General features: G+C 54.3%; 18 protein-coding genes. 9 read left to right on the forward strand and 9 right to left on the reverse strand.

Annotated elements, in window-relative coordinates; translation table 11 throughout:
• Positions 1 to 70 precede the first annotated feature (70 nt).
• A complete protein-coding gene (locus tag ACX9GT_RS07765) occupies positions 71 to 754 on the forward strand; it encodes an outer membrane protein (RefSeq protein WP_473190538.1) in 684 nt (227 codons plus the stop codon).
• 122 nt (positions 755 to 876) lie between these two features.
• On the opposite strand, the gene ACX9GT_RS07770 is transcribed toward ACX9GT_RS07765, so the two are convergent.
• Positions 877 to 1,566: a DJ-1/PfpI family protein gene (locus ACX9GT_RS07770; RefSeq protein ID WP_473190539.1), complete on the reverse strand. Its 690-nt coding sequence runs from the start codon at positions 1,564 to 1,566 to the stop codon at positions 877 to 879.
• Positions 1,567 to 1,649: 83 nt separating this feature from the next.
• Here ACX9GT_RS07770 and ACX9GT_RS07775 point away from each other — a divergent pair, with 83 nt between their 5' ends.
• The gene (locus ACX9GT_RS07775; RefSeq protein WP_473190540.1) at positions 1,650 to 2,753 is read left to right on the forward strand and encodes an adenosylhomocysteinase; all 1,104 of its coding nucleotides are present in this window, start codon (positions 1,650 to 1,652) and stop codon (positions 2,751 to 2,753) included.
• Positions 2,754 to 2,913: 160 nt separating this feature from the next.
• Positions 2,914 to 3,843, forward strand: coding sequence for a D-alanyl-D-alanine endopeptidase (pbpG, locus tag ACX9GT_RS07780; protein WP_473190541.1), 930 nt, complete (start codon positions 2,914 to 2,916; stop codon positions 3,841 to 3,843).
• Positions 3,844 to 3,885: 42 nt separating this feature from the next.
• On the opposite strand, the gene ACX9GT_RS07785 is transcribed toward pbpG, so the two are convergent.
• On the reverse strand, positions 3,886 to 4,449 hold the full coding sequence (locus ACX9GT_RS07785) for a GNAT family N-acetyltransferase (RefSeq protein ID WP_473190542.1): 564 nt from the start codon (positions 4,447 to 4,449) through the stop codon (positions 3,886 to 3,888).
• 324 nt (positions 4,450 to 4,773) lie between these two features.
• Here ACX9GT_RS07785 and ACX9GT_RS07790 point away from each other — a divergent pair, with 324 nt between their 5' ends.
• On the forward strand, positions 4,774 to 6,147 hold the full coding sequence (locus ACX9GT_RS07790; RefSeq protein WP_473190543.1) for an IS4 family transposase: 1,374 nt from the start codon (positions 4,774 to 4,776) through the stop codon (positions 6,145 to 6,147).
• A 136-nt stretch (positions 6,148 to 6,283) separates the two neighbouring features.
• Here the strand turns inward: ACX9GT_RS07790 and ACX9GT_RS07795 are convergent, their stop codons facing one another.
• Positions 6,284 to 7,330 carry a MerR family transcriptional regulator gene (locus tag ACX9GT_RS07795; protein ID WP_473190544.1) on the reverse strand — a complete coding sequence of 349 codons (1,047 nt, stop codon included), beginning with the start codon at positions 7,328 to 7,330 and terminating at the stop codon, positions 6,284 to 6,286.
• 91 nt (positions 7,331 to 7,421) lie between these two features.
• The gene (locus ACX9GT_RS07800) at positions 7,422 to 8,234 is read right to left on the reverse strand and encodes a MetQ/NlpA family lipoprotein (RefSeq protein WP_473190545.1); all 813 of its coding nucleotides are present in this window, start codon (positions 8,232 to 8,234) and stop codon (positions 7,422 to 7,424) included.
• A 442-nt stretch (positions 8,235 to 8,676) separates the two neighbouring features.
• On the opposite strand from ACX9GT_RS07800, the gene ACX9GT_RS07805 reads away from it, so the two are divergent.
• Complete coding sequence (locus ACX9GT_RS07805; RefSeq protein ID WP_473190546.1) at positions 8,677 to 11,892, forward strand: molybdopterin cofactor-binding domain-containing protein; 3,216 nt, start codon at positions 8,677 to 8,679, stop codon at positions 11,890 to 11,892.
• 80 nt (positions 11,893 to 11,972) lie between these two features.
• Entirely contained in the window at positions 11,973 to 12,431 is a 459-nt protein-coding gene (locus tag ACX9GT_RS07810) for a (2Fe-2S)-binding protein (RefSeq protein WP_473190547.1), read from the forward strand.
• Between the two features lie 116 nt (positions 12,432 to 12,547).
• Here the strand turns inward: ACX9GT_RS07810 and ACX9GT_RS07815 are convergent, their stop codons facing one another.
• The 3 genes from ACX9GT_RS07815 to ACX9GT_RS07825 form a co-directional block, all read right to left on the reverse strand.
• Positions 12,548 to 13,174 carry a hypothetical protein gene (locus tag ACX9GT_RS07815; protein ID WP_473190548.1) on the reverse strand — a complete coding sequence of 209 codons (627 nt, stop codon included), beginning with the start codon at positions 13,172 to 13,174 and terminating at the stop codon, positions 12,548 to 12,550.
• A gap of 158 nt (positions 13,175 to 13,332) precedes the next feature.
• Positions 13,333 to 15,480, reverse strand: a complete 2,148-nt coding sequence (gene fdhF, locus ACX9GT_RS07820) for a formate dehydrogenase subunit alpha (RefSeq protein ID WP_473190549.1) — start codon at positions 15,478 to 15,480, stop codon at positions 13,333 to 13,335.
• 54 nt (positions 15,481 to 15,534) lie between these two features.
• Positions 15,535 to 16,983, reverse strand: a complete 1,449-nt coding sequence (locus tag ACX9GT_RS07825) for a nucleobase:cation symporter-2 family protein (protein WP_473190550.1) — start codon at positions 16,981 to 16,983, stop codon at positions 15,535 to 15,537.
• Between the two features lie 418 nt (positions 16,984 to 17,401).
• On the opposite strand from ACX9GT_RS07825, the gene ygfT reads away from it, so the two are divergent.
• On the forward strand, positions 17,402 to 19,342 hold the full coding sequence (ygfT, locus tag ACX9GT_RS07830) for a formate-dependent uric acid utilization protein YgfT (RefSeq protein WP_473190551.1): 1,941 nt from the start codon (positions 17,402 to 17,404) through the stop codon (positions 19,340 to 19,342).
• On the forward strand, positions 19,339 to 19,836 hold the full coding sequence (locus ACX9GT_RS07835; protein WP_473190552.1) for a 4Fe-4S dicluster domain-containing protein: 498 nt from the start codon (positions 19,339 to 19,341) through the stop codon (positions 19,834 to 19,836). Before ygfT ends, ACX9GT_RS07835 begins: the two co-directional genes overlap by 4 nt.
• Before the next feature lie 70 nt (positions 19,837 to 19,906).
• Here ACX9GT_RS07835 and ACX9GT_RS07840 read toward each other — a convergent pair whose 3' ends face one another.
• Both ACX9GT_RS07840 and ACX9GT_RS07845 read right to left on the reverse strand, forming a co-directional pair.
• A complete protein-coding gene (locus ACX9GT_RS07840) occupies positions 19,907 to 20,740 on the reverse strand; it encodes a DUF1460 domain-containing protein (protein WP_473190553.1) in 834 nt (277 codons plus the stop codon).
• A 110-nt stretch (positions 20,741 to 20,850) separates the two neighbouring features.
• A complete protein-coding gene (locus ACX9GT_RS07845) occupies positions 20,851 to 21,255 on the reverse strand; it encodes an acyltransferase (protein ID WP_459402838.1) in 405 nt (134 codons plus the stop codon).
• 302 nt (positions 21,256 to 21,557) lie between these two features.
• Between ACX9GT_RS07845 and ACX9GT_RS07850 the strand changes: the two genes are divergently transcribed.
• Positions 21,558 to 22,148, forward strand: a complete 591-nt coding sequence (locus tag ACX9GT_RS07850; protein ID WP_473190554.1) for a Yip1 family protein — start codon at positions 21,558 to 21,560, stop codon at positions 22,146 to 22,148.
• Positions 22,149 to 22,188: the final 40 nt, after the last annotated feature.

The raw sequence follows: 22,188 nt of genomic DNA on the forward strand, positions 1-22,188 counted from the left end.
TTTAGCCGCATCGATTGCGATGATTGCGCTGTTGTACATCATCATTCATTTTCTTTAAAGTGAGGAACGCATGAATATTAAACCTCTTGTGCTGGTTATTTCTTTAGCGGCTGTTTCCGGCCAGGTTTTTGCTGATGATGCTTTGCAAGGTTATTACGGCTCATTGAAGTTACTGCATGTTGAGCAATCGGCAAAAAATATGGATACCAGCAGCCGCCCAGGCGTTGGGAATTTTGTCAGCGGTAACGAAAGAGAGAGTTTCTTTAACGGTGCCGTTGCGGCGGGTTATCAGTTTGGTAATGGCTGGCGCACCGAAGGGGAATACGTTTTCAAGAAAAAAAGCGAATACACCAGCGGTTCAACCACTTTTGCCAGCAGCTTTAATCACCATAAAGTGGATGTACAACGTTTAATGCTCAACGCTTACCGTGACTATGCGCTGGGTTATGACTTCTCAATTTATGGCACTCTTGGTTTAGGTATCGCTAAAGTTGAATCTGATGGCTGGCAGGGTAATACCTCGCGTCAATATGGTTCAAATACCCAAACCAACCTGGCTTACTCCCTTGGTGCCGGGATCAGCTATGCACCGATTGAACGCCTGAACTTCGATCTGGGCTACCGTTACGTTGATATGGGCAACGTTGAAAGTGGCTACAATAACTTCAACAACGTTAGAGGGCTGAAAGACGAACAAATGAAAGCACGCTTGGTTTCCAGCGAAGTGGTGCTGGGCGCTCGTTATCTGTTCTAATCTTTGCTGAGCTTTATTGATTGCCGCTGTGTCTATTATTACCTCGTGTCTATAATGATTTCCCGCTTGCCAGACTGGATAAGCGGGAAATCATCGCCTCCTTATCGATACCCTGCGTTCTTCTAACCGTGATCCATATCGGCCGCGATTTGTGCCACCAAAGCGTGCCGTTTCAGCAGGTTTTCCGCCATCGCTGCCTGTACCTGTTGAACAATTGCAGTAGGAGCCAGTTCGGGGGTACCGCCTTTAAACGGCGGGGCTGGAGCATATTCCAGCCCGAGCTGGATCGCCTGGGCGGCTTCTGCGCCGCGTAGTTCGGCAATCAGCGCCAAGGCAAAATCAATACCGGCAGTGACACCGCCACCGGTGATGATATGCCCGTCACGCACCACACGCTCGTTGCTGGGGATGGCACCGAACAGTGCCAGGCTTTCTCGCATCGACCAATGGCAGGTGGCGCGCTTGCCATTGAGCAACCCTGCGGCGGCCAGGATCAGCGAACCGGTGCAAACCGAGGTGAGATAACGCGGCCCGGCCGCCAAGCGGCGAATCTGCGCCATATAGCGCTCATCCTGCATGGCCTGGGTGCAGCCTCCGCCACCGGGAACACAGAGGACATCGCAGCGTTCAATCTGTTCGAGCGGTTGCAGGGCAGAAAAATGCAAACCATCGGCGCTCACCGTCTCTCCACCCAATGAAGCCACTATCACTTCAGTATTCGGCAAGCGGGACAAAAACTGGTATGGACCGGCGAAGTCCAACAGAGTCACCCCCTGATAGATCGGAAAAACAATCACTAACGCTTCTGCCATAATAGTCACCTCGGTTTTTTTGTTCGATCTGAGTGATAATAGCTGCCATGCCCCATCGGTGTAACGCAGTGGAGGAGTAGCAAATGTATCAGGATTTTGACAGTGAGTTGAGTTGGGCGATGCGCCATATGCCGCGCACTCGTGCGGCGGTTGCGGCATTGCCGGATCTGCACGGTGTGCGTCTGGCCTGCAATATGCACCTGGATTTGAAAATGGCACCATTGGTGGCAGGGTTATTGGGCAAAGGGGCGGCAATTTATCTCACCACCTGCAACCCGACAACGGTTCAGGACGATGTGGTGGCCTGGTTGGAACGCCACGGTGCCGAAGCCTATGCCTGGCGTGATATGAGCGATGCCGACTGGTCGGCGTCTTTTGATCGCGCGCTGGCCTGGAATCCGACTCACCTGTGTGAAATGGGGGCCGATCTCACCACGCGCTTGCACCAGTCAGAAAGTGGCCCGCAGATCAAAGCCGGGCTGGAAGCCACCGGTTCAGGCATCAACCGTTTGGGCGGCATTACGCCGCGTTACCCGATTTTCAACTGGGATGACCTACCGGTAAAAGAGGGGCTGCATAACCGCCATATGGTGGGCCTGACCGCTTGGCACACCTTTTTCCAGACCACCCATTTAACACTGCACGAAAAATGCGTGCTGGTGATCGGTTACGGCCTGGTGGGCCAGGGCGTGGCTGCTGCCGCGAAGGCCTATGGTGGGCAGGTGATTGTGGCAGAAATCGATCCGGCGCGGGCTTTGCAGGCGCGTTACGATGGCTGGGCGGTGGTCGATCTGGCCGCTGCCATGGCACAGGCCGACGTGATTGCTACGGCAACCGGGGCGAAGAATGTGCTGTCTGCCGGGCACTTGCAGCAGGCGAAGGAGGGGGTATTTATCCTCAATGTGGGCCATGTGGCGGAAGAGATTGATGTCGGTTTCCTCCAAGCCTTGCCGTGCAGCGAACCGCTGCCGTTTGTTAACGCTTACCAACTGGCAGGAAAAACGCTGTATCTGTTGGCGAATGGCTCAATGTTTAACCTGACGGCGGGTTATGGCGATAGCCTGAATGCCTTTGATGTCACTCTGGCCGTGATGGCGGCGGGGATTGGCCATATTGTCGGAATTGGCGCACAACAGCCCGCCGGGGTGTATCTGTTGCCGCAAGCGGCCTGGCAACCTGCACTGTAACTTTTGCTCTGCGGGCGTACAGGCCAGTGCGCTCGCGGTTTGCACAATTTTCCCTTCGACAGAATTTGTCACAAATAGCCACTAACAATCACAGTGCCAATTCCATATCCCTCACTTATAATTCAACGCATTAGGTTTCCCTCTTTTTCCGTTAAGAGACATGCATGTGAAAATCCGAGTTTTGGTTCTAACTTTGCTCGCTTTGCAAGTGGGCACCGGCTTGGTGCCGCGCGCGCTGGCCAGTGAAAAAACTGCTGCATTGCACGCCACCCAGCCTGAGCTGGCTTCAGGCAGTGCGATGGTGCTGGATATGCAAACGCATAAGGTGATTTATGCCCGCAACCCGGATGAAGTGGTGCCGATTGCGTCGATCACCAAGCTGATGACGGCCATGGTGACGCTGGATGCCCATTTGCCGCTGGATGAAGTGTTGGCGGTGGATATCAGCAAGACGCCGGAAATGAAAGGGGTGTATTCACGCGTGCGTCTGAACAGTGAGATCAGCCGTAAAGATATGCTGTTGCTGGCGCTGATGTCGTCAGAAAACCGCGCGGCTGCCAGCCTGGCGCATCATTATCCTGGTGGTTATAACGCTTTTATCAAGGCGATGAACGCCAAGGCCAAATCTCTGGGCATGACGCGCACCCATTACGTAGAACCGACCGGGTTGTCGATTCACAACGTGTCTACCGCGCGTGATCTCACCAAGCTGCTGCTGGCGACCAAGCAGTATCCGCTGATCGGCCAGTTGAGCACCACCACTGAACGTATGGCGACGTTCAAAGATCCCAACTACACCTTGCCGTTCCGCAATACCAACCACTTGGTTTATAACCAGAAGTGGAATATACAGCTGACCAAAACCGGCTTTACCAATCAGGCCGGGCATTGCCTGGCGATGCGTACCGTGATTGGCAACCGTTCGGTGTCGCTGGTGGTGTTGGACGCTTTTGGTAAATATACCCACTTTGCGGATGCCAACCGTCTGCGTACCTGGATTGAAACCGGTAAGGTAACGCCGATCCCGGCGGCGGCGCGTGACTATCGCCGCCAGAAAGACGGGCGTTTGGCAAAAAACGAGACGGAATAACCTATCTGCATCACCTGCCGGGGTGCGGCAGGTGATTTTCCATTAAGACCGATCGCCAGTGGCCGGAAGAGTGTGATCTCCTTCACCCAGCGTGCGTTGCATGATGTGGGTATCCAGCCAGCCACCAAATTTAAAGCCTACGCCACTCAGCGTGCCGACGCTGCTGAAGCCGAGTTTACTGTGCAGCGCCAGCGAGCCAGGGTTGCCCTTGGCATTGCCAATAACTGCCAGCATCTGCCGCCACGGGCCCAGTTCGCAGCGGGCAATCAGCGTGCTGAGCAGCGCTTTGCCAATGCCGTGCCCTTGCATCCCTTCGGCGATATAGACCGAATCTTCAACCGTGTAGCGGTAAGCCGGGCGTGGCCGGTAGGGTGTGGCATAACAATACCCCACCACGTGTCCGTCCAGTTTGGCCACCAGCCACGGTAACCCAGCCGCTAGCACTTTGCTGCGTCGTTCCAGCATTTCATCCTGCGAAGGTGGGGTTTCTTCAAACGAGGCAGGTCCATATAGCACGTGATGGGCGTAAATCTGTTGAATGGCGGCCATATCCTCAGTGCTGGCATCATCGATAACCAGTACCGCCTGCGGGGTTGCAAGTGACATAGTGATCCTTGTCTAGGGGGTAAATCAGCACATTATGCGCTGTGCTAGGCAAGCAGGTAAATTGGCTTTTTATGTGTTATTGATAAAAAAGATATGGCAGAAAACCGCCACTCTGTGGCGTAATGCTGGTCAGTTAAGGCTAACCAGTTCCCTCTCCCTTGGGGAGAAGGTTAGGGGAAGATCACTGAACTAAAGCCCCTCACCCCGGCCCTCTCCCACAGCTGTCTCTTATACACAACTCCCCGACATACTCGTCGGGGGTTTTTGAACTTTTTTCCTGTCTGTTGATCTGTCTTGATATTCTCCCTTCCTTCGGTTTTTAGTATGGTGCTTTCTGATTGTGATTCATGGGCTCAAGACACTTTCGGTCTTGCTCAACTCGGCGACAAACGCAGGACTCATCGCCTGGTGAAACTCACTGCTTCACTGGCTCAACACACAGGACTTTCTATTGTGAAATCATCACATTCCCCTGCCGAAGTCGAAGGCGCATACCGCCTCATGCGTAACCCCAATGTCTCGCCGGAAGCCGTCGCTGATGCGGGTTTCATCGCAACGGCAAGCGCCGCCAAAGAGCACCCACTTCTCCTTGCATTAGAGGACACGACTTCCATCAACTTCAGTCATCCCACGGCTTTTGACGAACTCGGCAATACAACGACCAGCCCTAAAATACGGGGGCTACTGGCGCATTCTGTCTTGCTTTACTCACCCAAAACGGCACAAGTGGTGGGCCTTATCGACCAGCAGCGCTGGAGTCGTGACATCGCTGAATACGGTAAGAAACACCAGCGAAAACAACGCGCTTACGAAGAAAAAGAAAGTTACAAATGGCAGCAGGCGTCTGAACTCATGGCGCAGCGGCTCGGCGATACGCAACAGCAAGTTATCTCGGTCTGTGACCGGGAAGCCGATATCTGGCATTACCTCGACTATAAAATCAGCCAGGGCCAGCGCTTCGTCGTCCGGGCGGCACAAAATCGCCGGCTTGAAGACAGCAGTGATAAACTCTTCGAGTTGCCTGCCACACTCACACAAACAGGCAGCCATTGGCTGAATGTCGTTCAAAAAGGAGGGCGCGCAGCCCGTCAGGCACAGATGTTCGTCAGTTACTGTCCTGTTGAAATAAAACATCCAAACCAGCCCGGAGCCTCCGTACCGTTGACGTATATCTGCTGCCGTGAAGAAGAGCCGGAAGGGGCCTGCTGGCATCTGTTAACCTCAGAAAAAGTGGGCTCGGCAGCAGAAGCGCGCGTCATCATCAGCTACTACGAACGTCGCTGGTTAATAGAGGAATATCACAAAGCGTGGAAAAGTGGTGGGACGCAGGTTGAGGCGTCTCGCATGCAAAGCCGGGCCAATCTGGAACGTATGGTGGTCATTCTTGCCTTTATTGCGGTTCGGGTGTTGGCGTTGCGTCAGGGCGGGCTGAGCGAAGAGACGTTGAATGCGTCCTGTGAACGCGTCTTAAGCCCAATAGAATGGAAACTGCTGTGGGTAAAACAGGAAGGAAAAGCGTTACCGAAGCAAGCGCCGACGCTGAAATGGGCGTATCTGAATCTGGCAAAACTGGGGCACTGGTATGACAGCAAACGAACGGGCCGTGCGGGCTGGGTAGTGATGTGGGAAGGCTGGTTCAAGCTTCAGGATATCGTTGAAGGGTATAATCTCGCGAAGTCTCTTGATCAGGAGATCTGATCAAGAGACAGCTCCCACAGGGAGAGGGAGGCCACACCTTTAGCACCTGCTGCATAATTATGCAGCTTTGCGCTTAACTGACCGGCATTACACTCTGTGGCGGGGATAATAGGTTGCTGATGCATTATCACAGCACTCATGAGGCGGGCCGCGATCCCACTTGTTGCATCAGTTGTGCAATGCATTCACGCAAGTAAGCCAGCAGGGGTGGCGTGAGCCAGGTGCCTTCAACCAGCGTCGGTTCCTGTTCCATCGCCTGACGGATTTTCATCTGGGTCGCCGGGTTGTCGCTGGCATAGGAGCGGAACAGTTCCAACCAGTGAGCGGCCAGTTGTCGCGCCTGTTCCGATTCAGCGGGGACTCCCTCGCTCATTGCCTGCCGGAAGCGGGCGATCAACCCCGGCCATTCCTGCATGCGATCAAAATAGTGAGCACGCACGTAGGCATATTCCTGCTCGTTGAGATATTTGCTGTAAATCTCCAGTTTGGTTTCGGCAAAGGCACGAGTCACGTAATCGGTCATGGCCGAGGTAATGCCGGTTTGTTCGCGCATCAAGGGTTCATCGGCATGCATGGTATTCAAACGGGTTAGAAACGCGGGATTGCCAGCGGTATCGCGCTCCAGCGTGCGCATCCAGCGGCGCGCAATGGCCTGAGCGCGTGGATCTTCTGCGTTGATACCGCTTTCCATCAGCACAGACACGCTGCTGACCATCTCTCCCCATTCCTGATTGCGTGCTTCATCAGCCTGGTAGAAGGGTAACTGTGCCAGTTCGTCGGCGGTAAAATATTTATCGTACATCGTCATTGACTCCAAGGTTGTCAGCCAGTCGTTTAATTCGGGTTCATTGCCCATGGTCAGTTGCGTATGCATATGCTGCAACCGGCCACGCAAGGCGGTGATCTGCACCAATTGCCGATCGAGCATGGCAATCTGCTGCTCGATCACCGTGGGCAGTGACAGCTCTGAACGTGCCAGAAGGGCTCCGACCTCCGCCAGCGTGACGCCCATACGGCGCAAGGCCTGAATATGGTGCAAGCGGGTAATATCAGCCCGGTTATACAGACGATACCCGGCGTCGGAGCGCGCAGAAGGGATCAATAAACCAATGCTGTCGTAGTAATGCAGCGTTCTGACGGTAATTCCCGAACGGCGCGCCAGTTCGCCCACTTTTAATCGCATTTGATTACCTCCTGCGGCTTCAAGTCATAAGGTATAAGGCCTGACGTGGCGTAAGGGTCAAGAAGAAAAACGAGGGAGCCTGCAACCTGTACTACCAACCTTTTACGGCACCGCCGTTGAAGATTTTTTCTGCGGCTTTGGCCACTTCATCAGATTCATAGGCTTTCACGAAGTTCTGCACGTTCTGCGCATCTTTATTGTCTTCGCGGGCCACCACAATATTGGTGTATGGCGACTCTTTATCTTCAATGAAAATGCCGTCTTTGGTGGGGGTCAGGCCGATTTGATTGATATAGGTGGTGCTGATGACCGCGACGGCGACTTTCGGATCGTCCAGCACATGCGGAAGCTGCGCGCCCTCCAGCTCCATAATCTGGTAATTGTGCGGGTTGGCGCTGATATCCAATGAGGTCGGCAGCAGGCCTTTACCTTCTTTAAGATCGATCAGCCCGACCTTTTTCAACAGCAGCAGCGCGCGGCCCAGGTTGGTAGGATCGTTGGGGATAGCAATCACCGCGCCATCCTGTAACTCTTTCACTGAGGTGATTTTTTTCGAGTAACCCGCCATCGGGAACACAAAGGTATTGCCGACGGCCACCAGCTTGTAGCCGTGATCGTGATTTTGCTGAGCCAGGAACGGGCGGTGCTGGAATACGTTGGCATCCAGTTCGCCTTTATCGGTGGCGTCGTTGGGCAGCAGCGAGCCACTGAAACCGACCAGTTCTACTTCCAGGCCATATTTCTCTTTGGCCACCTGTTTGGCGACTTCGGCCACATCCTGCTCGGCACCGTTAATCACACCGACTTTGATATGGTTTTGATCGGCTTGTTGATCGCAGCCCTGTAATAGCAGCGTTGCCGACAGTGCTGTCGCCAAGGCGGTAAAGCGCCAGGTTATGGTCATAGGAATCTCCCTGAAAAAACAATGAAATCAGTGGGTTTAGTGCTGATAGATAAACCCGGCTTTAGGGTGAAGTCAAACGATTACTCAGTATAAAGAAGCATTGCAGTTCTGCGCATCTTTGCTGAACGCTGTACTGAGCTTCTGTAGTAAACACCGGTCTGCGGAGAGCGGCGATTATTATTATGAGAAAATACGCCTTATCAATTTGAGAAATTGAACGCGCTACCGGGGAATTGTGGATTTTGTTACGTGGGTTTTTCTTCGCCGATTAAGGCGTTATGTGGCAACAGTGGCAAAAATAAAGCGTAAAAGTCAGACATCGTATTCTTGGCATAAATATTGGATCTGTTGACAGTGAGGAGGCTTTGCCCGTGGGTTAATTGCTACCGCCTGTCATGGCTAAACCGGGTTTGCCATCAACGGACGATAATAGGGGAATGTTATGTGTGCATTACGTTCAGCGCTGTCAGGGCGCGTGGATGGCATGGCAAAAGTTAAGGGAACTGCCATTTACGGTGATGATATCGTTTTGCCAGGAATGTTATTTGGAGTTTGCCGCTATGCGGATATTCCCGCCGGTAAAGTGGAGCAGCTTGATCTGAGTGACGCCCTGCTGGTTGCTGGGGTAGTCAAGATCGCCACCTACCAAGATATTCCCGGTACGCCGGCTGTTGGGGTCATCGTCAAAGACTATCTGCCGATTATTAAAGACGAAGTGGTGTTTCACGGCGATGTGATCGCCGTGGTGGCGGCAACCAGCTATGCGGCGGCCTGCGAAGCCGCCGATAAAATCCACGTGCGTTACACGCCCTATACACCGATCACCGACGTCGAGCAGGCCTTGGCACCGGGAGCGCGCCTGATTCACCCCGAACGGAGCGACAATATCGCGGCCTATCATCATACCCTCAAAGGCGATGTTCAGCAGGGATTTGCTCAGGCCAGCCACTTACTGGAACGTGAATATGAGGTCGGTTTTCAGGAGCATGCCTACATTGAGCCGGAAGTGATTCTCACCTGGCTTGATCCCACCGATGGTAGTCTGATTATTTCCGGTTCTATTCAGAACCCGCATCGTGTGCGCGGCTTTGTGGCGAAGTTTATGGGGTGCCCGCAGAGCCAGATTAACGTTAAACGCGCGGTAATGGGGGGCTCATTCGGTGGCAAAGACGACGTGATCGATCATCTGGCCTGCCGTTCGGCGCTGTTGACGCATCTGACCGGGCGGCCGATCAAGTTTGCCTATAACCGCGAGCAATCGATCATCGAAAGCTGTAAACGTCATCCCTATAAAATGAAGTACAAAGCTGGCTTTGATGACGAAGGCCATATTTTGGCGATTAAAATCGATATTCTGGCCGATAGCGGCGGCTATGCGGCGTCGACGCCGTTTGTCACTTGGCGCTCCTCGGTGCAGGCGGCTGGGCCTTACCGTATTCCTCATGTGCATATCGAAGTGACAGGGGTTTACACCAATAACAGCTATACCTCGGCGATGCGCGGCTTCGGCTCTCCGCAGGTGGTGTACGCCAACGAATCTTTTATGGATGAGATTGCCGACTATCTGCAGATGTCACCGATAGAGCTGCGCGAAAAGAATGCCCTGCGTCAGGGGGATGCTTCGGTGACGGGGCAAGTGTTTGATAAACATACCGTCTCGGCCGTGGAGGTGCTGAAAAAGGCGACAACCTCGGCGGAGTTTATGGCTAAGCGGCAGCATTACCGCGAGTTGAATCAGCAGGGGGGAGTTAACCGCTACGGTATTGGTCTGGCGCTAAGCTATCGCGGCTGCTCTATTGGTGCGGAAGGTGTCGATACCTCGACGGCGCTGATTCAGGTCAATGAAGACGGGAGCGTGAATATTTCGACCTCGGTATCGGAAAACGGCCAGGGTCTGCAAACCACCATGTCGCTGATTGCAGCGCAAGCCTTTGGCATTGCGCTGACGGAAATTCACTTCAGTGAACCGCCAACCTCGGTGATTGGCGACGGTGGCTCCACTGCCGCCACCCGCGGGACCATGGTTGGCGGTGGGGCTATTCTTGATGCGGCGGAGAAGATCAAGCAGCGCATTCTCAGCGTGGTTGGCGATAGCATTGGTACGCAGAGCCTTGCCGACACACTCTGGCAGGGCGGCGATATCATCAACAAGCAGGATGAGAGTCAGCGCATCGATTTCAAAACAGCGGTCAACAGCACCAAATGGGCCTGTGTCAGCCTCACCGAATATGGCTGGTTTGTGCCGCCGCCTATCCACTGGGATGAAGAAAAAGGCTGCGGCAGCCCTTATTTCACCTGGGTTTATGGTTGTCAGATAGCCGAAGTGCGGGTCAATACCAGTACCGGTAAGACCGACCTGCTGCATGTGACTGCCGCGCACGATGTCGGGCATGTTCTGAATCCAGTCGGCTTTGAAGGGCAGGTCTGCGGCGGGATCGCGCAGGGTTTCGGCTATGCGCTGCTGGAGGATTTCAACATTGAAAATGGTCAGGTGAAGTCGGAGAACTTTGACAGCTATCTGCTGCCGACCATCAAAGATATTCCGCCGATAACGGTGATTGGCGTCGAGAATCCGGATATCGCCGGGCCGCTCGGGGCTAAAGGGATCGGTGAACCGGCTACGGAACTGGCGGCGGCGGCGATTAACAACGCGGTCAGCTTTGCGCTGGGTACGCGCTTCAACATCTTACCGCTCACGCTGGAACAGGTGATTCTTGGCTATAACCTGAAAAAACCGACCCGTCAGAGTGAAATGATGCTTGAGGCGGAAAACAAAAAACAGGTATTGCGCCTGACTGATGTGACGATAACGCGTCCGCATAGCCTGGAGGAAGCGTTAGCGCTATTGGCAAATGATGGCGTCACGGCCATTGCCGGTGGTACGGACGTTATCGTGCAGGGGAGATTGCAGACCCGGCCGATGAAGCTGGTGGATATCTCTCGCCTGACGGCGTTGACCCAGGTGAGCGAAGATCCGCATACCCACGAGATAGCTATTGGTGCGGCGGTGACCTTCAATCGCATTACCGATCATCCGCTGTTGCGTGAACGTTACCCGCTGCTGGTGCAGGCGTGCCATACGGTGGGATCGCACCAGATTCGTAACCGGGCAACCATCGGCGGCAATATCGTCAATGCTGCTCCTTGCGGTGACTCGATCCCGCCAGCCATCATCTACGACGCGCACGTGGAGTTGCGTTCCCACAAGGGCGTGCGCACGCTGTCGCTTGGTGAATTTTTGCTCTCTGGATATAAAACTCAGCGCCAGCCGGACGAATTGCTGACCAGGGTGATATTGCCACCGCTGGCCAGGCCGAATGCGCAAGGCTTTTACCATCAGCTCGGGCGGCGTAACGCGCTGAATATTACGCGTCAGAGCCTGACTGCGTTGCTGGAGTTTGATGCTGGCGGGGCCGTTAGCTACTGTCGGCTGGTGGATGGAGCACTGTTCAGTAAGCCGCAGCGGATGCTGGACGTAGAGCGCTGCTTGCAGGGCCAGAAGCTGACGAGTGAAACCATCGCCAGCGCCTGTGAAGTGTTGGATAAGCTGATTTATGCCGCCATTGGTAAACGCTGGTCGGCGGCTTATAAGCAGCCGGTGTTCATCAGTATGTTCCGCGACATGATGGCGCAGGCGCAGCAGATGTGTGGGAACTGATGCTGTCGTGCCCGCCCGTGTCGTTTAACCGGGTGGGCAATCACAGGGCGAGGTCGCGCTCTGCATAATGGGATAAAATAATGAGCACAATCAAAGTGAAGGTGAATGGCAAACTGGTGGAAGCCAACGTAACAGGGAATATGCGTCTGTTGGATCTGGTGCGCGATACTCTGCATCTGACCGCTACCAAAGAGGGGTGTTCGATTGGTGAATGTGGCGCCTGTACGGTGATCATGGACGGCAATGCGGTCTGTTCCTGTCTGGTGCTGGCCGGGCAGTGCGATGAGGCGGAAATCACCACCCTGGAGGGGCTGAACGATAATCCGCTGACGCAAAAATTGCAGGCGGCGTTTGTTGCAAAGGGCGGCGTGCAGTGCGGGTTCTGTACACCCGGAGTGCTGGTGAGCACCACTGCTTTGTTGAGCAAAGAACCGCAGCCGACCGATGAGCAGCTCAAGGATGCGCTGGAGGGTAACATCTGCCGCTGTACCGGCTATCAGCCGATTATTGACTCTATTCACCATGCGTTGGAATCGTGATGAAAATTCTCCGGCCCAGCTAAGCGGCGGCCGGGGAGCCCCGGCCGCCTAGGCTTATTGTTGATAATCCACCCTAATATCCGCCCGTGGACATAGGGCATGACTACGCTGACCCGCTATTGAATAAGTTGCGTGCGCCATTCCCGTCCTCTGAGAATGATGGTCTTTTCCGGAATATCAATTTTGATGTTATCAACAGTTAACTGCCCAAGATGCAAAGTCCATCGCGAACCTCGAACGGGTAGTGCTGTTTCAAATCGAAGGACAACTCCTCCCTGTCCACCATTCAGGTTTATGGTTTCCGCCTGCAATGCTGAGTAGGTTACGGCGGGTCTACTGCCTGCGGAGGATGTTGTGCCACTGCACCGCTTAGAGGGTATGCCTCCCGTCTTTAAGCTGAGATCATCGTAAAACTCTGAATCGGAGATGATTCGTTCTCCATTTTCCTTTTTTATATAAGCTCTCTGACTTGAGTACATTATTGGAGTTCTAGCGTTGTGATTTGCCCGGCTGTAGTTGTGCGCATAGAGAGATATCCACAAAGCAGATTCGTCGGCACAGGTTATGTTTATTATGATTTCGATAATTTCTTGCTTGCCATTTCTTTCAACTTTGACCTGATGGGCACTGGGCCAATCTGTGTCCCCCTCAAACCAGGGGGCAGGCGGAATACTTACGACACATCCACCGAGTGTTAAGGAAAGGAAGCAGGCCATCATGGCTAACGTCAATTTTCTATACATGGACATACACCGAGATTATTGGCTTAACAGGGATTGGTTAGACGCTGACACTTGCCAGGTTGCTCAGGTGCGGAGTTGCCGAGCATGTATGCGTTGCTGAGACAGCGATTAGGCCGGGTTGGTTTCGTCAACCCAGCGCTTTTTCGCCGCATGGTGATTTAACCCATTGCGCTTTCGCGCAGTCGGGCTTTTAGCTTGTTGTACTCTTCAACCACATACTGTTCGGCGGCGCGCTGATCGGCAATCCTCTCAATGTTAACGGCGCAGTACTTATACTCTGGCGTTTTGGTTATCGGGCTCAGGTTATCCGCTACCAGTTCGTTACAGGCGCCAATCCACCACTGATAGGTCATGTAGATCGCCCCTTGGTTCGGCCGATCGCTGACCTGCGCGCGGGTGATGACGCGGCCCTTACGCGAGTTGATCCACACCAGCGCTTCATCCGCAATGTTCAAGCGTTCGGCATCGGCGGTATTGATCTGCGCGTAACCCGGTTCATCCGCGAGCAGTGCCAGGGCCGCGCAGTTACCGGTCATTGAACGGCAAGAGTAGTGGCCGACTTCGCGCACGGTGGAGAGCACCAGTGGATATTCATCGGTGAGTTTGTCGATCGGTGCTACCCAGTCGCAGGTGAAGAACTGCGCCAGCCCGTTCGGCGTCGAAAATGTCTCTTTAAACAGATAAGAGGTGCCCTGATCCGCTGCGGATTCGTCGCGGCAGGGCCATTGTATATACCCCAGTTCGCCGATTTTCTCATAGGTGGCACCGTAGAAGTTCGGGCACAGGTGCCGCAGTTCGTCCCAGATCTCCTGGGTGTTGTTGTAGTGCATCGGGTAGCCCATGCGGGTGGCGATTTCGCTGATAATCTGCCAGTCGGTTTTCAGATCCCACTTCGGTTCCACCGCTTTAAAGAAACGCTGGAAGCCGCGATCCGCAGCGGTATAAACCCCTTCATGCTCACCCCACGAGGTGGAGGGCAAGATCACATCCGCCGCTGCGGCGGTTTTGGTCATGAAAATATCCTGAACGATAACCAGCTCCAGATCGTCAAACGCCTTACGCACGGCAGGCAGTTCAGCATCGGTTTGTAACGGATCTTCGCCCATAATATAGGCGGCCCGCACTTCCCCTTGCGCTACGCGGTGCGGCAGCTCGCTGATGCGGTAGCCGGTGTGCTCAGGTAGGCTGTCTACGCCCCAGGCTTTGGCGAACTTTTCGCGGTTTTCTGCGAACTTGACGTACTGATACCCCGGATAGGTATCCGGCAGCGCCCCCATATCACAAGCGCCCTGAACGTTGTTCTGGCCACGAACCGGGTTCACGCCGACGTTCGGTCTGCCCAGGTTGCCGGTCAGGATCGCCAGGCTGGTCAGCGAACGGACGGTTTCTACGCCCTGATAGAATTGGGTTACGCCCATGCCCCACAGAATGACGGCGGATTTGGCTTTGGCGTACAGGCGGGCGCAGGCGCGAATTTGCTGCGCGCTGACACCGGTGACATCTTCTACCGACTCCGGCTTATAGCCTGCGACGAGGTTGCGGTACTCCTCGAAGCCCTCGGAACGGTTGGCGACAAAGGCTTTATCGTACAGATCTTCTTCAATAATCACCTGCCCGATGGCGTTGAGCAGCGCGATGTTCGAGCCGTTGTTCAGCGCAATGTGCATATCGGCGATGCGCGCGGTTTCGATTTTGCGCGGATCACAGACAATAATTTTCGCCCCGTTGCGCTTGGCGTTAATCACGTGATTCGCCACGATAGGGTGCGAGTCTGCCGGGTTATACCCGAAGATAAACACGAGATCGGTGTGATCAATCTCTGTGATGGCATTGCTCATGGCGCCATTACCGACCGACTGGTGCAGACCTGCAACCGAAGGGCCGTGTCAGACGCGTGCGCAGCAGTCAACGTTATTGGTGCCGATAACGGCGCGCGCGAATTTTTGCATCACATAGTTGGTTTCGTTACCCGGCCCGCGGGAAGAGCCGGTAGTCTGAATCGCATCTGGGCCATACCGATCTTTAATGGCGCTGAGGCGAGTGGCGACGTAATCGAGCGCTTCCTCCCAGGAGACGGCTTCTAACTTGCCGCTTCGCTGACGACGGATCATTGGGGTTTTCAGGCGTGGCGTGAGGATCTGCGTATCGTTAATGAAATCCCAGCCATAGTAGCCTTTCAGACACAGGGTACCCTGGTTATTTTTGCCCATCGCCGCTTCGGCACGGATAATTTGCCCTGCTTCGGTCACCAGCTTGATCTTACAACCGGCTGCGCAGTAGGGGCACACGGTGATGACGTCTTTCATGAGAATGAGGCTCCTTTTAATGTTTCAGCAACGCTGCGGCAAACCAACATCTCATCATTCGTCCTGTTGTTGCTGCTGTTTGATCTTGCGCATCAGCAACCACATGCGAACCGTACGCGGCTGACGCTTAACGGCGTGGCTATCGGGGATCAGACCGGTGTGTTTGTTGTAACCGTTGAAAAACAGATTCAGAGTCACGGCGCTGAAGGTGGCCAGCATGATCCCGCTGTGCAGTAGGGGTTGCAGGACTTCTGGGAATTTAGAGAAGAAATCGTGCGATAGCGTTGGCGTCAAGCCCACGCCAAGGCTAATGGCGACGATATAGAGGTTATAGCGGTTGGTGGAATAGTTGATGCGAGCCAGGATACGGATCCCCGTTGCCAGCACCATGCCAAACATCACCAGCCCGGCACCGCCCAACACAAACTGTGGGATTGATGCAACCAGTACTGCCATTTTCGGCACCAGGCCGAAGGTAATCAAAATTCCGCCTGAAGCGACGCAGACCCAGCGGCTATGAACGCCGGTGACGCTGACCAGCCCGATATTCTGCGAAAACGATGTGTGCGGAAAGCTATTAAATACGCCGCCGAATAAGGTACCGACAGCGTCTACGCGCAGGCCGCGCACAATATCCTGCGGCGAGAGCTTGCGCCCGACAATTTCGCCCAGGGCCAGAAACATCCCCATCGACTCAATAAACACGATGATCACCACCGCGGTCATGATAAGAATCGATACCGGGTCGAAAACCGGTGTCCCCAGAGCCATCGGCGTGACAATGGCGAACCATTTAGCGTCATGCAGGCCGTTCAGGTTGACTTCATTCATCATCATCGACAGAACAAAACCGAAAATAATCCCCAGCAGCACCGCGACGTTAGAGAGAAAGCCTTTGGCAAAGCGGGTTACCAGCAGGATAAACAACAGCACGGCAAACGAGATGCCAAGATAAACCGGGCTGCCATACTCTGGATTGCCTTTACCGCCCGCCGCCCAGTCGATGCCGACCTGCATGATGCTCAGGCCAATAGACGTAATGATTACGCCAGTCACTAGCGGAGGAAACAACGGCATCAGTTTGCCAATCAGCGGTGCGATAAAGGTGGTGATAATACCGGCACCGATGGTGGCACCAAAAATGCCCATTAGCCCAATATCAGGACGGATACCGATAGCCAGCATTGGCGTGACGGCCGCGAAAGTGACCGACATGATCACCGGCAGGCGGATCCCCATTACCCGCCCAATACCGATGCATTGCAATAACGTCACCACGCCACAGCAAAACAGGTCAGAACTGATCAGTAGGGCGATAGTGTCCTTACTTAAACCTAGCCGATCACCAATCATCAGTGGGACGGCAACGGCTCCTGCGTACATAACCAGAACGTGCTGTAACCCCAAAATAATCAGTTTTCCTGGGGGGAGGACACGATCCACCTCATCTGTCGCATGGGGGCTACCAGTGATTGAGGGGGGTTGAGAATCAATGGCGCTCATAATTTCTTTCTCCTTGAATGTCCAACAGATAGCCGCGAGCGGCCATCTGGGAAGAGTGGCGAACAAAAATGATGAAAAAGTCCGCTATATCCATGCTTAGGGAATGCCAGTTTTTTATTCTAAGGCGATAAATTTGTTGAAATGAGTCAACTATCACAGAAAAAGTCGTTCCCGGCTGGCGATGGGAGGGTTATCGGGGAAAGGGACAGACGGTAGGTTTCTCATAATGAGAGGAATCGAATCATTCTGGATCGCCACATGATTCTGTAGCGGTTTTTTTGATACGCCTCGTGCAGCCGAACGGTGTGTTTTTTTGAGCCAGTTCGCAAAAATAAACTTCTGCCCGTTCGAGAGGTAAACATCGCCTGATTATTGCATCGCGACCTTATGTGAATGTCAGAATGATAAAAGGGAGCAAATGAATAAGTTTATTGTTGCCGATGTCGCGAACTGCATTGGTTGCCATGCTTGTGAGATCGCCTGCGTAACCGCACATCATCAGGATGCCTGGCCACAGCAGCGTCGTGACTTCCTTCCGCGCATCCACGTGGTATCCCAGCGTAACGCCAGCAGCGCCACCACCTGCCGCCACTGTAACGATGCCCCCTGCGTCGCATCCTGCCCGACGCAGGCGCTCTGGCTGACTAACGACAGCATTCAGCTTAAGCAGGAGGCGTGCATTGGCTGTAAAAATTGTGTCATGGCCTGTCCGTTTGGTGCCATTGAGATGGTGGCTCATGGCGATGACGCGCCACTGCTGGCGCAGAAGTGCGATCTGTGTCGTCAGCATCCTTCCGGGCAGCAAGCCTGTGTAGCGAGTTGCCCGACCTTGGCGTTGCACCTGGTGGATGAAGCCGCGCTCAATCAGCTACGCCGCGAACGACAAATTCGCGCTGCTCAGGGGCAACCGTTGCGGAAGCAGCGAGGCGCGCGACGTGAGTCATTTCTGGGGCAATCGCCACGCGTTGGTGCGAACAAGCGGGATGCTGAAACGCGAAAAACCCACTTCGAAGAGATATACCACCCGTTAGGGGCATGCGCCGCCGAAGACGAGAGCGAACGCTGTCTCTATTGCGCACAAAAAGCATGGTGTAACTGGACCTGCCCGCTACACAACGCTATTCCAGATTTTATTCGGCTGGTTAATGAAGGAAAAATTATCGAGGCGGCGGAGTTATGCCACCAGAGTAGTTCGTTACCAGAAATTTGTGGCCGGGTTTGCCCGCAGGACCGGCTTTGTGAAGGTGCCTGCACCTTGAAGCAGGCGGGCGGTTCCGTAGCCATTGGTAATCTGGAAAGTTATATCACCGATACTGCGCTGGCGATGGGGTGGCGCCCTAAGGTGGGCGATGTTGCACCGCGTAAAGAGCGGGTGGCCGTGATCGGTGCTGGCCCTGCCGGGCTAGGCTGTGCCGATATTCTGGCGCGTTCAGGGGTCCAGGTGGATGTCTTCGACCGGCATCCGGAAATCGGTGGGCTGCTGACCTTCGGTATACCGCCGTTCAAGCTGGATAAAGGCTTGTTGAGCGTCAGACGGGAAATCTTCAGCGAGATGGGCATTCGCTTCTATTTGAATCAGGAAATTGGCCGCGACGTAGCGTTCAGCGATCTGGTGGCTAACTACGACGCTGTTTTCCTCGGCGTTGGCACTTACGGCATGATGACCGCTGGTCTGGCAGGAGAAGACGCCCCAGGGGTGATTCAGGCGTTGCCATTCCTGATTGCCAGCACTCGCGAAGTGATGAGGCTTGCAGAGAGCGCGGAATATCCGCTCACCGAGATTAAGGGCAAACGGATTGTGGTATTGGGCGGAGGCGATACGGCGATGGATTGCCTGCGTACCGCGATCCGCCGCGGTGCTACCAGCGTGACCTGTGCCTACCGTCGCGATGAGCTCAGTATGCCGGGTTCGAAGAAAGAGGTGGTCAACGCTCGGGAAGAAGGGGTGGAATTCCAGTTCAATGTCCAGCCGCAGTACATTCTGCGTAATCGTAAAGGGCAGGTGAGTGCCGTTGGGATGATTCGCACCGAGATGGGTGAGCCGGGGCCAGACGGGCGTCGCCGCCCGCGAGCGATTGCCGGTTCAGAGTTTGAGTTGCCGACCGATGTGCTGGTGATGGCTTTTGGTTTCCAGGCGCATGATATGCCGTGGCTACGTGGGCACGGTATCAAGCTCGATCGTTGGGGGCAAATCTGTACTGGCGGTAAAGGGCGCGGAACGATGCAAACCGGTAACGACAGGATATTTGCTGGTGGCGATGCGCTACATGGCGCAGATCTGGTGGTGACGGCGATGATGACCGGGCGTCAGGCGGCACAGGAGATGCTGGCCATGTTTACGCAGAAGGAGGGGATATGACCAGTTTTATTGCTGCCAATCCGCAGGCCTGTATCGGTTGTCGCACCTGCGAAATAGCCTGCGCGCTGGAACATGTGGCTGAAGGCGCAGAGTTTCATCCGCGCCTGAAGGTGCTGCGTCTGGATAACCTCAGCGTGCCGGTGATGTGTCACCAATGTGAGAATGCGCCGTGCGTGACAGCCTGCCCAACCGGTGCGTTGACGATGGGGGCGGAGCGGGTGGAGGCCGATGCCGGGCGTTGCATCGGTTGCCAGGGTTGCGCGCTGGCTTGCCCGTTTGGCACAATTACCATTGAAGTTACTGCGGAATATCCGCCCGTGATAGTGAAATGCGATCTGTGTGCGGCGCGTGAGCGCGGCCCCGCCTGTGTGGACGTTTGCCCAACGGCGGCATTGAGTAAAGTGACCGAAGCACAGTTGGCGGCATTACAAAAGCAGCGCAAAATCGCTACCGCCAGCGTGTTGAACCCAGTGGTTTTTTGTGTTGATAGATAAACCCGGCTTGATAGCGGGTCAAACGTTCGTTCAGTATAAAACTAACCACCGAATCCAGCGCAGGCAGAGATTAACGCGGGCGTAATACCACAATGCCCGGCGTATTCATCACGTAAGCGCTAAACGGCGAATCCACCACTTGCATATTTTCTTTACGCGAAGAGGCATTGCGCAGCACCGGGCCATCCTGCGTCATAATAAAGAAACCGGTGTGGGTGACGTCCAGCCCGGCCAGTTTGGTATAGATGCCGATGTAGTCGCCGGTCTGTAACTGACTCATCACCCGATCGTTCACAAATTCACTGGGGATATAGGTAATACTGCGCTCCACCACCGGCAGGCCGGGCAGGTAAGCCTCGCCATCGGCTTTACGATTGAGGTGTTTCACGATGGTGACGGCGTGCGGGCTAAGCTGCGCGGTAATATCGTCGGCGAGCACCTGCTCTTTTTGTGCCCAATCGCTGAAGAAATGTTTGCGATGCAGGAAATCGATCTCACCCTTCACGTAGCGGGTTTGGATCAGGTTCTCGATAAATTGCCCGTCGGTAGCGGCTTCTCTGAGTGCTTCAACGTAATCCAGGTAGGTGAAACAGTCCAATCCGCGAAAATCGATCACCAACTGTTCCGGCGTGCTGGCAGTGCCGATCAGCATATTGGCAACATAAGGGGTGCCAAGGAAAGTCTGCGAGAGCAGATCGATCGTCTGGCCTTTATCGGCTTCAGGAACCGCCGCGTGCAGCGCCAGTATGGCGTGCAGTTTGTTGACTGTGTCATCGTCCATTTTCATCGCTATCTTCTGCTGGTTAGCCGTTTCCGGCGTTAATTCTACCGGGTTCTCGACAGGTTTTTTAGCGCTGCATCCTACTATTACCGGGATCAACGTGATTAAAAGCAATCGGCGCATCTTTTTTCCTACCCTAGCGTTAAATGATAACGGTTATCATTATTGCAGGGGGGAAGTAAACTTAGCATAAACATAACGGCAATCCACTCGATGCCCATTGCCTGATTCAATTAATCAAGCTCCCTCAACAGCTTGGCCGGATTACCGGCATAAATGCCTTTACGGCTGATATTTTTGCTGACCACAGCCCCGGCACCGATCACCACATCATCGCAGATTTCAACGGCCAGCACGGTAGCGCCGGAACCGATGGAAACCCGGTTGCCGATCCTGGTGCGCCCCCAACTGGCCGGATCGGCGTTGGGCGCGCCGTTTTTGAACAGATCGTTGGCGAACATCACGCCATGGCCGATAAAGCAGTCTTCACCGATGGTGACGTATTCGCAGATAAAGCTGTGGGATTGCACTTTGCTGCGCGCGCCCACGCTGACGTTTTTCTGGATTTCGACAAATGGCCCGACGAACACATCGTCACCCAATTGGCAACCGTACAGATTGCTGGGTTCGATCACCATCACGTTCTGCCCGGCCTGAACTTGATTAATCCCGCTTTGGCGGGTGCGGATTTTAGCTGACATAGAGTCCCTCCATTAAAGTAGTGCAACATCTTGACTATACACTGATTACTTGAAGTTGCAGGCAGGTAACTGCATCGCGCTATTTGGCCCTTCCCGCCGCTGCGTACGTTTTTTCAACCAAAGACTATACTGGATACAAGGAAGGTGCCCCGTGGCCGCCATCCTCGTGCGGTATGTTATCCGTTAAAAATGTTAATGGTTCGCCGCTGGCGCTCTGCGGTGAAATGAGGAGGTGTTTCATGGTTAATCATGTTTGGGGACTGCTGGCGCATCCCCGCACCGAGTTCAAAAACATTCAAAGCGAGAATGAAAGCATCTCGCACCTGTACACCCACCACGTTCTGTTAATGGCGTTGATACCGGTTGTCTGTACCTATATCGGCACCACGCGGCTGGGGTGGCTCTCGGGGAGCGGCAATGCCATCCGCCTGGATATGCTTACCGCTTTCTACACCGCTATCGCCTTTTACCTGCTGATGCTGGCCGGTGTGGCGGCTATGGGGAAAGTGATCCACTGGATGGCCCGGCGCTATGAGACTCGCCCCAGCCTGCACCGCTGCATGGTGTTTGCCGGTTATGTGGCGACGCCGATGTTCCTCAGTGGGGTAGTGGCGCTGTATCCGGTGCTCTGGCTGTGTCTGTTGGCCGGTATTATCGGCCTCAGTTATTCCGCCTATCTGCTGTACATCGGTATTCCGAATTTCCTGAATATCGATCGCAAAGAAGGGTTTATCTTTTCCAGTTCGACGTTGGCTATCGGCGTCCTGTTACTTGAGCTGTTGCTTGGGTTGACGGTGGTGCTGTGGGGGTATGGTTCCTGGTTCTTCTGAAGCTTGCAATAGGTTCTGTTATTGCCCCTTATGCTGTTGC

The organism is Serratia sp. YWN4, from assembly GCF_055790845.1.

Coding starts and splice junctions, on each gene's coding strand:
- ACX9GT_RS07825 (WP_473190550.1), bottom strand. CDS start 16,983: ATGAGCGCCATTGATTCTCAACCCCCCTCAATCACTGGTAGCCCCCAT.
- pbpG (WP_473190541.1), top strand. CDS start 2,914: ATGCATGTGAAAATCCGAGTTTTGGTTCTAACTTTGCTCGCTTTGCAA.
- ACX9GT_RS07835 (WP_473190552.1), top strand. CDS start 19,339: ATGACCAGTTTTATTGCTGCCAATCCGCAGGCCTGTATCGGTTGTCGC.
- ACX9GT_RS07800 (WP_473190545.1), bottom strand. CDS start 8,234: ATGACCATAACCTGGCGCTTTACCGCCTTGGCGACAGCACTGTCGGCA.
- ACX9GT_RS07850 (WP_473190554.1), top strand. CDS start 21,558: ATGGTTAATCATGTTTGGGGACTGCTGGCGCATCCCCGCACCGAGTTC.
- ACX9GT_RS07790 (WP_473190543.1), top strand. CDS start 4,774: ATGGTGCTTTCTGATTGTGATTCATGGGCTCAAGACACTTTCGGTCTT.
- ACX9GT_RS07770 (WP_473190539.1), bottom strand. CDS start 1,566: ATGGCAGAAGCGTTAGTGATTGTTTTTCCGATCTATCAGGGGGTGACT.
- ACX9GT_RS07810 (WP_473190547.1), top strand. CDS start 11,973: ATGAGCACAATCAAAGTGAAGGTGAATGGCAAACTGGTGGAAGCCAAC.
- ACX9GT_RS07815 (WP_473190548.1), bottom strand. CDS start 13,174: ATGTATAGAAAATTGACGTTAGCCATGATGGCCTGCTTCCTTTCCTTA.
- ACX9GT_RS07840 (WP_473190553.1), bottom strand. CDS start 20,740: ATGCGCCGATTGCTTTTAATCACGTTGATCCCGGTAATAGTAGGATGC.
- ACX9GT_RS07805 (WP_473190546.1), top strand. CDS start 8,677: ATGTGTGCATTACGTTCAGCGCTGTCAGGGCGCGTGGATGGCATGGCA.
- ACX9GT_RS07845 (WP_459402838.1), bottom strand. CDS start 21,255: ATGGTGATCGAACCCAGCAATCTGTACGGTTGCCAATTGGGTGACGAT.
- ACX9GT_RS07785 (WP_473190542.1), bottom strand. CDS start 4,449: ATGTCACTTGCAACCCCGCAGGCGGTACTGGTTATCGATGATGCCAGC.
- ACX9GT_RS07765 (WP_473190538.1), top strand. CDS start 71: ATGAATATTAAACCTCTTGTGCTGGTTATTTCTTTAGCGGCTGTTTCC.
- ACX9GT_RS07795 (WP_473190544.1), bottom strand. CDS start 7,330: ATGCGATTAAAAGTGGGCGAACTGGCGCGCCGTTCGGGAATTACCGTC.
- ygfT (WP_473190551.1), top strand. CDS start 17,402: ATGAATAAGTTTATTGTTGCCGATGTCGCGAACTGCATTGGTTGCCAT.
- ACX9GT_RS07775 (WP_473190540.1), top strand. CDS start 1,650: ATGTATCAGGATTTTGACAGTGAGTTGAGTTGGGCGATGCGCCATATG.